Here is a 14280-nt window from a genome sequence, read left to right as displayed (position 1 = left end):
GGAAAATCAAGGATTCTTCCGCTCTAAGAGCTAGAAAGGCAGATCCGAATGCGGCAGATAAATTATTGTCATAAACTTGTCTCTGTCTCGTATACATAGAGTAAAAAAAGGACAACACCCCGACAATCAAGGAGGAAAAGCAATGAAACAGTACAAATGGACACGGTGGGCCGCCGTTACCGGCATTGTGGTGCTGCTGGCTTCCGGCTGCTCGGAAGCGACAAAGGAACAATCCCAGCCGATCGATCCTCCACAGACCGGGACGGATGCCGGGGCCGCGGGGGCCAAAGCCGTCTTGGCTGCCATTGCCAATCCGATGCAGATTACGGTATATGCAAAGGATGAGAAAGGTTTTGTCGCACCTATTGCCATACAGGTCGAGAAGACAGAAGGCACGGCCAAGAGAGCTCTGGAATATATGGTGGAAGGCGGGCCGTCACAAGGCCGGCTTCCGGCGGGCTTCACGAGTCTGCTGCCCAAAGGAACCGAAATTAAAGGCATCAATATTAAAGATAAGCTCGCTATCGTAGATTTCTCCAATTCCTTCACAGATTATAACCTGCAGGACGAAAGGAAAATATTGGAGGGCATTACTTGGACGCTTACGAGCTTTCCGACCGTGGACAAAGTGCAAATTCGCGTAGAGGGTAAGGCGCTGAAAGAAATGCCCGTCGGCGAAACGCCGTTGGACGAAGCGCTGACTCGGGAGATGGGCATCAACCTGGAGAAATCGGAACACGTGGAATACGGGCAGACGACTCCTGTGACCCTTTATTTCCTGAATCAAAATCAGGAAGAATACAGCTACTATGTGCCGGTGACCCGATTGATCAAGCGGACCGACGAGGTCGCTGAAGCGGTTGTGCAGCAGCTTATAGCCGGTCCGAATGAGAAGACAGGCTTGAGCGCCGTGATGACGCCCGGCGCGGAGCTGCTCAAGGTTAGCAAAGCGGAGGATATCATCACGGTCAATTTCTCCGACAAGATGCTCGGACCGGATCATAAAGCTCCGGCCGAAGCGTTGAGAGCCGTTGTGCTTTCCTTGACGGAGAATGCGGGAGCGGCCACCAAAGTGCAAATTTTGGTCAACGGGAAAGCGGATGTGAGCACGACGGACAACCAAAGCTACGCGAAGCCGGTGTCCAGACCGCAGGCGGTCAATCAGATCAAATTGTAAGTCTTATACTCACGAATATTTCCCCCTTTATGCGGCGGTGTCCGATAAAGGGGGAATTTTAACCAATTCTATTGATGAACAAGGGCGTCCTAACGGAAATCGGTGCCGGTTGGTTTTCCGGATTTGCTCTGGTACAATAAGGAGCGTCAGAGCAAAAGGAGGAAGAAGCACTTGATGAGAAGCGACGGCCGAAGAGCCGATGAAACCAGGCCGGTAAAAATCACGGCGAATTATAATAAACATGCGGAAGGCTCCGTGCTCATCGAAGTGGGCGATACCAAGGTGATCTGTACCGCGACGATAGAAGAGCGGGTGCCCCCGTTTATGAAAGGGCAGGGCAAGGGCTGGGTAACGGCGGAATATTCGATGCTGCCCCGCGCGACCTCGGTCCGAAACCAGAGGGAATCGGCCAGAGGCAAGCTGGGCGGCCGAACCATGGAAATTCAGCGGTTGATTGGCCGTGCGCTGCGTTCTGTCGTTCAACTGGATGCGCTTGGAGAACGGTCCGTCACACTCGACTGCGACGTGATTCAAGCGGATGGCGGAACCCGTACGACGTCGATCACGGGGGCGTTCGTAGCGATGGCCATTGCGATCGATAAACTGGCAACCGACAAAAAATTAAGCCGTTTTCCGATCATTGATTTTCTTGGCTCGGTCAGTGTGGGCGTTATCCAGGAACAAGCGCTTCTTGATTTGAATTACGACGAAGATTCCAAGGCCAAGGTGGATATGAATGTGGTAATGACCGGCAGCGGCAAATTTGTAGAGGTTCAAGGGACAGGAGAGGAATCGCCGTTCTCCCGCAAAGAGCTCGATGAGCTGCTGTTGTTAGCTGAGCTTGGCATCCAATCCATGATCAGTGAACAGGAAAAAGTGCTCGGAGTGATCTCTGAACGGATCAGGGGGGCTGCCCATGCTGCTTCCCGGGTCTGAAATCCTTATTGCAACGAAGAACGCGGGAAAGGTAAAAGAGTTCGAATCCCTCTTTCGGGACAAAGGCTTGACGGTTCGCAGCCTGCGGGATTACCCGGACATTCCGGACATCCCGGAGGATGGGGAAACGTTCGCGGCCAACGCGCTGATTAAAGCGAGGGCGATCGCCCTGCGGTTCGGAGTCGCGGTCGCTGCCGACGATTCCGGATTATGCGTAGATCGGCTGGACGGCGCTCCCGGAGTGTATTCCGCGCGTTACGCCGGAGAGCCGCCGGATGATGCGGCGAACAACCGCAAGCTGCTGGATGAACTGGGTAAGCGCGCAGCGCCTGCTCAAGGCCCCGCGCCGGGCGGGCCTGTATATCTCAGCCCGGCCCGGTTCGTGTGCGCCATAGCGCTTGTGGACAAGCATGGCGAGCCTGTAGCCGAGGTTGAAGGGGAATGCGAAGGAGTCATCATCGATTCGCCGAGGGGAGAACGGGGCTTCGGATACGACCCCCTCTTCTATGTGCCGGAGCTTGGCCGTACGCTTGCCGAGCTTACGATGGAGGAGAAAAACGCCTTGAGCCACCGTGGCCGTGCGCTGCGAAAGCTGTGGGACATGCTTGACCGCAAATAAATGACGGGACAAGCCTGCACGGTGAAACATTCCGGCAGTTCGTCCCGTCATTTTATTTAGAGGCCGATTTCCGTACGCCGTCAGCGAATGCCCACTTTGTAGGCGCGAAGCCAGGTGTCCACTTGGGCAAGGTAGGCCAAGAGCTGGGGTCCTGTCATCAGCTGTCCGAACCAGGGAAGGTCGAACCGGCTGCCGTCGTCCTCGGCTAACGCGCGGATTTTGGCAACATCGATAAATTGCAGCAGCGGCGAGGAGGAATCGTGTAAAATGTCCAGAACCCAGGAACGGACGGCCGACAAGTAATTTGGATTGTGTGTTTTCGGATACGGGCTTTTTTTACGGGTCAGCACGTCGTCGGGCAAGGAGCCCTTGAGCGCTTTCCGCAAAATGCCTTTTTCACGGTCGCCCGCCGTCTTGACTTCCCAGGGAATGTTCCAGACGTATTCAACGAGCCGGTGATCGCAAAAAGGTACGCGAACCTCAAGTCCCACCGCCATGCTCATCCGGTCCTTCCGGTCGAGCAGGGTCGGCATGAACCGGGTGATATTGAGATACGACATCTCGCGCATCCGGTTTTGCTGCCGGTTCTCGCCGGCAAGCCGCGGAACTTCGGATAACGCCTGGCGGTACCGTTCCTGAACATACTGCTCCGGCTTCACCCAATCGACAAAATCAGGCGACAGCAAAGCGATGCGCTCCGGAGTGGCGAGCGACCAGGGGAAGGTTTGCGCGTTCAGGGCATCGTCACGATGAAACCAGGGATAGCCGCCGAATATTTCATCCGCGGCCTCGCCGGAAATCGCCACCGTAGCGCCCTTTTTAATTTCCCGGCAGAACAAGTACAGCGAGCCGTCGACATCGGCCATCCCCGGCAAATCACGGGCGTACACTACATTTTTCAGGGAATCTACAAGCTCCGGCGTATCAAATTCCAGCGCGTGATGAACGGTGCCCAAGTAATCCGTCATCCGTTGGATCCAGGGCGCATCGGCGTTCGGCTGGAAGGCGCTCGTTTTGAAATGCTTGTCATTATCCACGTAATCGATCGAGTAGGTATGCAGTGTGCCGAGCCCTTGCGCATGATAATGACGGGAAGCAAAAGACGTAAGCGCGCTGGAATCCAGTCCGCCCGAGAGCAGTGTGCAGACCGGCACGTCGGAAGCAAGCTGGCGTTGAACCGTATCCTCCAGAAGCTCACGCACCTTCCCGGCAGTGGCTTCGACGGTATCCTCGTGAGGCTTGCTTTCCAGCTTCCAGTAAGCGCGGATGCGAATGCCGTTCGCATCCAGGACCATGCAGTGGCCGGGCTTCAGCTCGTGCATATTTTTGTATACGCCGTGCCCGGGGGTACGCGCCGGTCCTAAAGCGAAGATCTCGGCCAGCCCCTCCCCGCTGATTTGGGCGGGAAAATCGGGATGTGCGAGAATGGCTTTAGGCTCCGAACCGAACAGAAGCCGTCCGTCCGTGTAGGAATAAAAAAACGGCTTGACGCCGAGCCGGTCGCGGGCTGCAAACAGAGTTTGCTCTTCATCATCCCAAACGGCGAAAGCAAAAATGCCGTTAAACCGATCCACGCAGGCCCGGCCCCATTCGATAAACGCCACGAGGAGCACCTCGGTGTCGCATGCGGTTAGAAAACGGTGACCGCACAGCTCCAGTTCCTTTTTCAGCTCGGGGGCATTATACAGCTCACCGTTGTATACAAGGCTGTACGTATTGTCGCCTGCTCTCCGCGTCATCGGCTGTACGCCGTTCTCCGGGTCCATGACGCTCAGACGGCGGTGGCCGAGGGCGCAGCGGGGCGTGATCCAGGTGCCGGAAGCGTCCGGACCGCGGGGGGCCAGCGTATCCGTCATATTTTCAAGAATGGACGGATACTGCGTCAAGTCTTTGTGCCAATCAATCCATCCCGTAATTCCACACATAGTCTTCATCCTTTCTGATCTCTGGAATTCCTCCAGGCTAACAAGCCTATCCAAGGAGCGACAGCAAGATGTTAAAGGTTATGCGGGAAAAACGCGATTCATGTCTGTCCGTAGCGGGCGGACGGCTCATAAACTTGACGAACAATTGGACAAACGATCGAATAAAAGTTACACTAAAGCGTATAAAACCATTGGGTAAGTTCTGCCTTGCGCGGCCTATGAAACAAAAAAGCGGAGTTTTGGTTCCCTTTTTTCATCACGGCGCAGGACAGGAAGGCAGAGAATCAACATGAAAGGTGGTCATAAGTATGAAAAAGACTTTATCGGAGCAGCAAAAGGAATATAAGGAAGCCAAGGAGCATTTTGAGAAAGTCAACAAAGAGTTCGAGCAAAAGCTGGCTACCACGAAGAAGCTGGGTACCGTAAACCAGGAAGTCATGGAGCGGCTTGTTGAAGATACCGGATTGCACACGGCCCTGAACCGTCTTGGAGCGGCGGAAGCTGCGCTTTTGAACTGGTCTCACCAGATGATTCAAAATGAACGCGACTACTTGCAAAACAAGGAAGCTGTCGACAGAATGTACGCCTTCATCGACAAAAATCCGCACATCAAGGCTCAATTGATTCAAGCCGCCATGAAAATGGACTAAGATCTGCGGACGAATGTCAAACCCCATACCAACGAACCAGTTGAAATTACATGCAGCCCGGATGGATGCCATCAGGGGCTTTTTTGTGATCAGCAGCCGCAGCAGGCAAATTTTGCTTTCGGCTTCTTTTTCGGGTACACTGGCATTCATAAGAAAGTCGCTTAAGGAAAGGCGGTGTCACATGAACGGACAATCGAACGATAATGTAATTCTATTTCCCAAAACCGTCGAGTACTATCAATATGAACTGACCCGTCTTTTGGAGTCGGAACAATACGGCGAAGCGATCAGGCTGCTGCGTTTCCTCCTTGCCTGCCAGTCCGGCGACGCAAGGGCGAGGGAAGAATGGCAATCGCTTCTGGATTGGCTGTATATGATGTTTCCCGATCTCATATTCAAACCCGAAAGCGACTTGGAGCAGGATCTGAGCGAGACGGATTTGCTGCGCGAGCATCTGAGCGCAAAAGGTGAACAGAGCTTAGAGTATGCCCAAAAGCTGCTGGAAAGCCTGAAGGAACACAAGGACGTGGACAAGCTGATGCTGGCGCTGGATCAGCTCGCTTTTTTGGATCATCCGGATATTGATCAAGCCCTGCTCGATTGGCTTACGCAGATGCCGCTTCATCCCATTGTTCAATTCAAAACGCTCCAAACGTTAAAAAAGCGCGGTGTCACCGGTGTTGTGGCGCTCCATAAGAACGGGGAAACGGCGGAGGTCGATATCGAGGATACGCCTGCGGGTTTCGACCAGTTCCCTTCGCAAATTCAAGATATTATCCATCGGGTGCAGGAAATCAGCGAAACGCAGCACCCGGCTTTATCCTATTTTGCAGGGGAAACCTGGAACGAATTCCTCGCGTTTATTTACGGCACCTCGTTTTATGACCAAATGCTGAAGCAGGAAACCGATTGTGTGGATGTTTGGGCCGCAGCGCTGCACTTGACGCTGTTGGAGCATCTGTTTGAGGGCGGAGACAAAGCGGAAATTCTGGAGCAGTACGGCATTACGTCCGAATTGGCGTTTCAATGGGAGCAGGCGTACCGGTTGATGCAGCAGTTTGCCTCGAATGTATTTACCCGAAGGGTTTGATCGGCGTCTCTATCGTTTTGCAACATTCATTTATACCTTGAAAACGTCACTCATTCTAGTTATAATATAATGGTTATATCGAGAGGCTTGTCCTCAGTTCGTTGCGGTAACAAATCATGGATGGAACATTTTTGGAAGGGGAAAGCATAAAATGAAAGCAAGCTGGGAAAAAATAGAGAAGAACGTAGCCGTTCTTGATATTGAAGTCGAAGCGGAACAGGTGGCCGCCGCCCTGGACAAGGCATTCAAGAAAGTCGTACAAAAGGTGAATGTCCCGGGTTTCCGCAAGGGCAAAGTGCCCCGCGCCATTTTTGAATCCAAATTCGGTGTGGAGAGCTTGTATCAGGACGCGCTTGATATTATTTTGCCGGACGCCTATGTTGCAGCCGTGCAAGAAACAGGCATCGAGCCCATAGACCGTCCTGAAGTAGACGTCGAGCAGTTCGGCAAAGGACAAAGTTTGAAGTTCAAAGCCAAGGTTGCCGTAAAGCCGGAAGTAGAGCTTGGCGAATACAAGGGCATCGAGCTCGAAGCGGAAGAAGCTTCCGTAACGGCGGAAGAAGTCAACGAAGAGCTGGAAAGACTGCAAAAGCGTCATGCGGAGCTGATTCCGGTAGAAGAAGGTGCTGCGCAAAATGGCGACATTGTCGTGATCGATTTCGAGGGCTTTGTAGACGGCGCTGCATTTGAAGGCGGCAAAGCCGAAAGATATTCCCTGGAGCTCGGATCGAACAGCTTTATTCCTGGTTTTGAAGAGCAGCTGGTCGGTTTGGAGAAAGGCGGCGAGAAGGACATTACGGTTACCTTCCCCGAAAACTACCAGGCGGAAGAGCTGCAGGGCAAAGAAGCCGTATTCAAAATCAAGCTGCACGACATCAAGCGCAAAAACCTGCCGGAGCTTGACGACGAATTCGCTAAAGACGTCAGCGAGTTCGAAACGCTTGAAGAGTTCAAGGCTGATCTCGAAAGTAAGCTGAAAGAGCGCAAGCAAAACGAGATCAACGCAAAGAGAGAAGCTCAAGTGGTGGAGAAAGCTGCTGCAGCGGCTGAAGTTGAAATTCCTGAAGTCATGATCAATGACGAGGCCGAGCAAATGGTTAAAGAATTTGAAGCCCGTCTGCGTACGCAAGGCATGAACATCGAGATGTACTACCAGTTTACCGGACAAAGCGTCGAGGACCTGAAAGGTCAAATGCGCGCCGACGCCGAGAAGCGCGTACGGAATAACCTGGTGCTCGAAGCCATTGCCAAGGCTGAGAACCTGGAAGCAACAGAAGAGGAAATCAATGCCGAGCTGGAGAATTTGTCCAAATTGTACGGCCGTTCCGCAGACGAGATCCGCAGCATCTTCACGTCCAACGGAAACATGCCTTCCCTGGTTCAGGACATTGTGAACCGTAAAACGGTTAAATTCCTGCTCGACAACAGCAAAACGGCGTAACGAGTAACGCTCATACCGCGTCACATACATTCAAAGGCACGTGTACTTCCATGCGTGCCTTTGTTTTACCCAAAAATTGCGTTTCTGCCGGCTGATGAATGCACATAAGAATGACATAGCAGTACAATAAGAAGTACATAGCTTTGCCTACGCCGTACATATGAACGTTGCGTAGTTGCGTACATAGCGGTATTTAGCCGCAAACGTTTAAACCGACATAAGAACGGCTTTGCTTTTGGTACATAGTAAGCTCACGGAGAGCGCATAATGAGCAGTAGGCGGTTGCCGTCGTTCAGCATGGCGATGGAAACGGCCGTGATGGTTGCAGGCGTGAGACGAGGGCGGGTCATTTGCATGAGAATGACTTTAGCCATTAAACGTGCTACAATGATTTTGTAAGTTCTTTGTATTGCATTAACGAAGTAGAGGGGTTGAGACGATGACTCTGGTACCTATGGTTGTAGAACAGGAAGGCCGCGGCGAACGCTCTTACGATATTTACTCGCGTTTGTTAAAGGATCGCATTATTTTCTTGGGCAGTGCGATCGATGACGATGTCGCCAACCTGGTTATAGCCCAATTGTTATTTTTGGCTGCAACGGATTCCGAGAAGGATATCCACTTGTACATTAACTCCCCTGGCGGTTCCGTTACCGCAGGAATGGGTATATATGATACAATGCAATATATCAAGCCGGACGTTTCGACCATTTGCGTCGGGATGGCTGCAAGTATGGGCTCGTTATTGTTAACCGCCGGGGCGCCGGGCAAACGCTTTGCTTTGCCGAACAGCGAGGTTATGATTCATCAACCGCTTGGAGGAGTTCGCGGTCAGGCATCGGACATTAAAATTCATGCCGACTGGATTATCAAGACCAAGCAGAAGCTGAATCAAATCTATGTGGAACGTACAGGACAGCCATACGAAAAAATCGAACGCGACACAGACCGTGATAATTTCATGAGTGCGGAGGAAGCTAAAGCATACGGGCTCATTGATGCGGTTATCACTCGCAGTGATTTGACATAGAAAAGGAGTGATCCCATGTTTAAATTTAACGACGAAAAAGGCCAGCTGAAATGCTCCTTTTGCGGCAAATCGCAAGAGCAGGTGCGCAAGCTGGTTGCCGGACCGGGCGTTTATATATGCGATGAATGTATTGAGCTTTGTACGGAAATCGTTGAGGAAGAATTGGGCCATGAAGAAGAGCTCGATCTGAAGGATGTACCCAAGCCGATGGAAATCCGGGCTATTTTGGATTCCTATGTTATCGGGCAGGAGCAGGCCAAAAAATCGCTCTCCGTTGCGGTTTACAACCATTACAAACGGATCAATACGCAGCAGGGCAAGCTGGATGATGTGGAGCTGCAAAAATCCAATATTGCGCTAGTGGGTCCGACCGGGAGCGGAAAAACGCTGCTGGCGCAAACACTGGCCAAAATATTGAATGTGCCGTTTGCGATTGCAGATGCCACTTCACTCACCGAAGCCGGGTATGTAGGGGAAGATGTGGAAAACATTCTTTTGAAGCTGATCCAGGCTGCGGATTACGACGTCGAAAAAGCCGAACGCGGCATTATCTATATCGACGAGATCGACAAAGTGGCGCGCAAATCCGAAAACCCGTCCATCACACGCGATGTATCGGGCGAGGGTGTGCAGCAGGCGCTCCTCAAAATTCTTGAGGGTACGGTCGCTTCCGTTCCGCCGCAGGGCGGGCGCAAGCATCCGCATCAGGAATTCATCCAAATCGACACAACGAATATCCTGTTCATTTGCGGAGGAGCGTTTGATGGTTTGGAACAGATTATTAAACGCCGGATCGGCAAAAAAGTCATCGGGTTTGGTACGGATGGACACAAAGTCGATCTGAAGCCGGGCGAGTATTTGTCGCTTGTGCTGCCTGAGGATTTGCTGAAGTTCGGGTTAATTCCAGAATTTGTAGGCCGTATTCCGGTTATCTCCACACTGGAGCCGCTCGATGAAGCGGCGTTGATCCGGATCTTGACTGAACCGAAGAATGCGCTCGTCAAACAATATCAAAAGCTGCTTGAGATGGATAATGTTACGCTCGAGTTCGAGGACGAGGCGTTGGAAGAGATTGCCAAAGAGGCGATCAAGCGCAACACCGGGGCACGGGGCTTAAGAGCCATCATTGAAGGCATTATGCTCGACGTGATGTATGAAGCGCCTTCCCGTACCGAATCGTCCAAATGCGTTGTAACGAAGGAAGTGGTCCAAGCCAAGATCGCTCCGCAGATTACAGCCCTCGACGGCCAAACGGTGAAGAAAAAAGAAGAAAGCGCGTAAGCGCAGGATATACAATAAAATCAAACACCTCCAATCCGCTGCCGAAAATTCCTTGTTTCACCCGTTCAGGGGCCAAGGAACACGCGCTTCGGAGCGGAGGATGTTTGGTATCATGGGAGAGAAGAAAACAGATGTTTCATAGAACGGAAACAATTCCGGTCAAAGTTGGAAATCTGACCATTGGCGGCAGCAACGACGTGATTATCCAAAGCATGTGCACGACCAAGACGGCGGATGTGAAGGCGACGGTAGCGGAGATTCATCGGCTCGAGGAAGCCGGCTGCCAGATCGTGCGCGTGACAGTAAACAATAAAGAAGCGGCGGAAGCCATTAAAGAGATCAAAAAGCAAATCTCTATTCCGCTTGTAGCCGATATCCATTTCGACTATCGTCTGGCGTTGCTGGCGATTGAGAACGGTATTGATAAGGTGAGAATCAACCCGGGGAACATTGGCCGCCGCGAGAAAGTGGAAGCCGTGGTCAGGGCTTGCAAGGAGCGGGGAATTCCGATTCGCATCGGTGTGAATGCCGGATCCCTGGAGAATCATCTTTTAGAAAAATATGGCTACCCGACTCCTGAAGCCATGGTTGAGAGTGCCTTGTACCATATTCAAATTTTGGAAGAGCTTGATTTCCATGATATCATCGTATCTCTTAAAGCCTCCGATGTACCTATGGCCATAGCCGCTTACACGAAAGCGGCGGCTGCATTCCGCTACCCGCTGCATCTGGGTATCACGGAAGCAGGAACATTATTCTCCGGAACGGTAAAAAGTGCCGCGGGTCTAGGGGCGCTGCTCAGTATGGGGATCGGTTCCACCATCCGTATCTCGCTTAGCGCGGATCCGGTGGAAGAAGTCAAAGTATGTCGCGAGCTTCTCAAATCATTCGGTTTGATCACGAATGCGGCCACGCTTGTTTCTTGTCCGACTTGCGGACGTCTTGACATTGATCTTTTCTCCATTGCCAATGAAGTTGAAGAATATATTTCCAAACTGAAGGTACCGATTAAAGTTTCCGTGCTGGGTTGCGCCGTCAATGGCCCCGGCGAAGCTCGGGAAGCCGATATCGGAATTGCCGGAGCCCGTGGAGAAGGCTTGCTGTTCCGCTACGGCGAAATGATCCGCAAAGTCCCTGAAGCCGAACTCCTTTCCGAACTGAAGAAGGAAATCGATCATATTGTCGATCATTTTAATAAAACCGGTGAAATTCCCGGCAGAAAGCATCATGCCAATGCATAACAACGGCTTTAAACGAGAATGCCTTGGATCTGTCTTTTGCGAGACGGATACGAGGCTTTTTTTGCACCCTGCTTACATAAAACGTATAAAAGCGGGGATAAAGACCAATAACAAAATAAACCAAAGTCTAGGAGGGATTGGATGACGTCTTTAAATATTGTTCCAGCCCTATGGCAATATGATCGGCGATGGCTTGCTGCCAATCCGGCCGGACCAGCATTTCGCGGTCTTGATGATTCGTAATAAAACCCATCTCCACAATAACGGTAGGTATCCGGCAGTGCTTAAGCAGATAGTAAGTCTTTCCATAAAAGGGTTTTTCGTGAATGCCGTACAAATGATTCAGCGAATGCTGAAGATGCCGGGCCAACTGTTTGCTCTGCTCATTTTTTTGATGAAGAAGAATGGCTCCTCTTTTGGACGAATTTCTGGCCGAATTGACGTGTAAGCTGATCATCGCCTTAGGTTTGATTTCATTGGCCAAATGACTCCGCTGCGCTAAATCCTTCAAATGTCTCGATCTGCTTCTCAACCACAGATTTTCGCCGCTGAGCGCATAGTCTCCCGAACGGTTGAGAAGAACAATATAGCCTTTTTTCCGTAAAGCCTCGTAGGTTTTTTCGGCAATGGCCAAATTAATGTCCTTCTCCAACAGCTCACCATACGAAGTTCCGCCGTCGATTCCTCCATGGCCTGCATCGATAATGACATCCACATTCGATATAGCCGGATGTTCGCTTATTGCATTAGGCTGCAAAATGGAATCGGGAGCTGATGCCTGCACCTGCTGCACCTGCACCAAAAGTCCTGGCAACTTGGGCATAAGTAAGATCGATAGCGCTAATCCGAGTGATGCCATACGTTTAATGATGATTCGTGTGGCCATAAAACTCACCCCTGTCGTCCAATGAAATGTGCTGCCTTCTTTAGCATCCCCCAAAAAGTTTCTCGAGCTTTAGCGATTAATGCTACCACGACTGGGCAATAATACCATATATGTTATCAATGAAACTGCAACTGACCCCGGAAATATCCGCAAACAAAGCCCGGTCAGCTGAAATCATATGGAGGTCAAAACGCTATGAACATCAGTGTAGTTTTAATGGTGATCCAGTTGTTTTTTGCCATTGTAATCGGGATGTACTTTTGGAATTTGCTGCGCAATCAGCAAACGAACCGTACGGCCGTAGACAAAGAATCCAAGAAGGAACTGGAGAAGCTGCGCAAGCTTCGTTCCATCTCGCTCAATAAGCCCCTTGTAGAGAAAACACGCCCGTCATCGATGGAAGATATCGTTGGACAAAAAGAAGGTCTGCGCGCGCTGAAGGCCGCTTTATGCGGGGCTAACCCGCAGCATGTCATCATTTACGGGCCGCCGGGAGTAGGAAAGACGGCAGCTGCCCGTGTAGTGCTGGAAGAAGCGAAGAAGAATCCGGAATCCCCGTTTCGTCCCGACGCCAAATTTACGGAAATCGATGCGACCACGGCAAGATTTGACGAACGCGGCATTGCCGATCCTTTGATCGGCTCCGTTCATGATCCGATTTATCAGGGAGCCGGAGCCATGGGGGTTGCCGGTATTCCCCAGCCCAAGCCGGGTGCGGTGACCAAGGCGCACGGAGGAATATTGTTCATAGATGAAATCGGAGAATTACATCCACATCAGATGAATAAATTATTAAAGGTACTTGAAGATCGTAAAGTATTTCTTGAGAGCGCATATTATAATTCGGAAGACACGAATGTGCCGAGCTACATTCATGACGTGTTTCAGAACGGGCTGCCGGCCGATTTTCGGCTTGTCGGTGCTACGACGCGCAATCCACAGGAGCTTCCTCCCGCCATCCGTTCCCGTTGCATGGAAATTTATTTTCGCCCGCTGCTGCCCGATGAGATTGGCATGATTGCCGCCAAAGCGCTCAAAAAAATCGGGTTTCCCGAAAACAGCGCAGCGATCGATGTGGTGAAAAAGTATGCGACCAACGGACGGGAAGCCGTTAATGTGATTCAGTTGGCGGCGGGCATGGCATTGACGGAACAGCGCCGCGAAGTGTCGGCGGCCGATATTGAATGGGTGGTCAACAGTTCTCAGCTTTCTCCGCGTCCGGAGAAAAAAATTCATTCGCAGCCTGAAATCGGTTTGGTGAACGGATTGGCCGTCTATGGCCCCAATATGGGAACGCTAATGGACATCGAGGTAACGGCAATGCCCGCGGCACAGCCGGGCGGCGGACAATTTACGATTACGGGTGTCGTGGATGAGGAAGAGATGGGAGGGGGCGCGCGGACGCTGCGGCGCAAGAGTATGGCTCGCGGCTCCGTAGAGAATGTACTAACCGTTCTTCGAAGACTCAACATCAGGCCGCATGATTTCGATCTGCACATCAATTTTCCGGGAGGCATTCCGATTGACGGACCCTCTGCGGGAATTTCGATGGCTGTTGCCATCACATCGGCCATTAAACAAATTCCGGTGGACAACCATATCGCCATGACTGGCGAAATCAGCATTCACGGGAAAATAAAGCCTGTGGGAGGGGTTATTGCCAAGGTGGAAGCCGCTTTCCAGGCAGGAGCAAACAGGGTCATCATTCCCAAGGAGAACTGGCAGGAAATTTTTGCAGGTTTAAACGGTCTGGAGGTCATCCCCGTCGATTGCATTGAAGAGGCGCTGTATCATGCATTGGGCATGGAACTCCACGTTTCATCCGAATCCCTGGATTTGGTTCAGGAGCCCGCCTCTCCCGCTTCTGTAACAATACTGCACGCCGATGCGCTCGAATAGGGCGATTGGCGTCTCTTTTTGGATAAAGGCGCTGATTGGTGTTTTGAAAACAATTTTGATAAAATGTAAATCACAGCATGTATGTTAAGTCTGGAGGTGCTCGCC

The 14280-nt window shown here is 51.5% G+C and carries 13 protein-coding genes; 11 read left to right on the top strand and 2 right to left on the bottom strand.

All coding sequences use genetic code 11. From position 1 onward, the window contains the following. Window positions 1–142 precede the first annotated feature (142 nt). The 3 genes from IJ22_RS14135 to IJ22_RS14125 all read left to right on the top strand — a co-directional run bounded on the left by IJ22_RS14135 (window position 143) and on the right by IJ22_RS14125 (window position 2732). Window positions 143–1177, top strand: coding sequence for a GerMN domain-containing protein (locus IJ22_RS14135; RefSeq protein ID WP_062409278.1), 1035 nt, complete (start codon window positions 143–145; stop codon window positions 1175–1177). 174 nt (window positions 1178–1351) lie between these two features. Then, window positions 1352–2113 (top strand): ribonuclease PH, encoded by a 762-nt coding sequence (gene rph / locus IJ22_RS14130; protein WP_062409277.1) that lies wholly within the window; start codon window positions 1352–1354, stop codon window positions 2111–2113. Then, the gene (locus IJ22_RS14125; RefSeq protein WP_062409276.1) at window positions 2094–2732 is read left to right on the top strand and encodes an XTP/dITP diphosphatase; all 639 of its coding nucleotides are present in this window, start codon (window positions 2094–2096) and stop codon (window positions 2730–2732) included. The genes rph and IJ22_RS14125 overlap by 20 nt, the downstream gene beginning before the upstream one ends. 80 nt (window positions 2733–2812) lie before the next feature. Here IJ22_RS14125 and asnB read toward each other — a convergent pair whose 3' ends face one another. Next, entirely contained in the window at window positions 2813–4657 is a 1845-nt protein-coding gene (gene asnB / locus IJ22_RS14120) for an asparagine synthase (glutamine-hydrolyzing) (RefSeq protein WP_062409275.1), read from the bottom strand. A 308-nt stretch (window positions 4658–4965) separates the two neighbouring features. Here asnB and IJ22_RS14110 point away from each other — a divergent pair, with 308 nt between their 5' ends. The 7 genes from IJ22_RS14110 (at window position 4966) to ispG (ending at window position 11390) form a co-directional block, all read left to right on the top strand. After that, entirely contained in the window at window positions 4966–5307 is a 342-nt protein-coding gene (locus tag IJ22_RS14110) for a hypothetical protein (protein ID WP_054819242.1), read from the top strand. A gap of 181 nt (window positions 5308–5488) precedes the next feature. Then, window positions 5489–6397: a hypothetical protein gene (locus IJ22_RS14105; RefSeq protein ID WP_062409273.1), complete on the top strand. Its 909-nt coding sequence runs from the start codon at window positions 5489–5491 to the stop codon at window positions 6395–6397. 151 nt (window positions 6398–6548) lie between these two features. Next, a complete protein-coding gene (gene tig, locus IJ22_RS14100; RefSeq protein ID WP_062409272.1) occupies window positions 6549–7838 on the top strand; it encodes a trigger factor in 1290 nt (429 codons plus the stop codon). Window positions 7839–8105: 267 nt separating this feature from the next. After that, window positions 8106–8237 carry a hypothetical protein gene (locus tag IJ22_RS27015; RefSeq protein ID WP_256380561.1) on the top strand — a complete coding sequence of 44 codons (132 nt, stop codon included), beginning with the start codon at window positions 8106–8108 and terminating at the stop codon, window positions 8235–8237. A gap of 40 nt (window positions 8238–8277) precedes the next feature. Next, window positions 8278–8868 carry an ATP-dependent Clp endopeptidase proteolytic subunit ClpP gene (gene clpP / locus IJ22_RS14095; RefSeq protein ID WP_054819243.1) on the top strand — a complete coding sequence of 197 codons (591 nt, stop codon included), beginning with the start codon at window positions 8278–8280 and terminating at the stop codon, window positions 8866–8868. Window positions 8869–8883: 15 nt separating this feature from the next. Next, entirely contained in the window at window positions 8884–10149 is a 1266-nt protein-coding gene (gene clpX, locus IJ22_RS14090; protein WP_062409271.1) for an ATP-dependent protease ATP-binding subunit ClpX, read from the top strand. A gap of 131 nt (window positions 10150–10280) precedes the next feature. Beyond that, window positions 10281–11390 (top strand): flavodoxin-dependent (E)-4-hydroxy-3-methylbut-2-enyl-diphosphate synthase, encoded by a 1110-nt coding sequence (ispG, locus tag IJ22_RS14085; RefSeq protein ID WP_054819244.1) that lies wholly within the window; start codon window positions 10281–10283, stop codon window positions 11388–11390. Between the two features lie 127 nt (window positions 11391–11517). Here the strand turns inward: ispG and IJ22_RS14080 are convergent, their stop codons facing one another. Next, the gene (locus IJ22_RS14080) at window positions 11518–12276 is read right to left on the bottom strand and encodes an N-acetylmuramoyl-L-alanine amidase family protein (protein WP_062409270.1); all 759 of its coding nucleotides are present in this window, start codon (window positions 12274–12276) and stop codon (window positions 11518–11520) included. Between the two features lie 195 nt (window positions 12277–12471). Here IJ22_RS14080 and lonB point away from each other — a divergent pair, with 195 nt between their 5' ends. Then, the gene (gene lonB, locus IJ22_RS14075; RefSeq protein WP_062409269.1) at window positions 12472–14175 is read left to right on the top strand and encodes an ATP-dependent protease LonB; all 1704 of its coding nucleotides are present in this window, start codon (window positions 12472–12474) and stop codon (window positions 14173–14175) included. Window positions 14176–14280: the final 105 nt, after the last annotated feature.

This window comes from Paenibacillus naphthalenovorans, assembly GCF_001465255.1.
GTDB lineage: Bacteria > Bacillota > Bacilli > Paenibacillales > NBRC-103111 > Paenibacillus_G > Paenibacillus_G naphthalenovorans.
The sequence above is the reverse complement of the archived record's forward strand: the minus strand, read 5'-3'. Positions and strand labels throughout refer to the sequence as shown.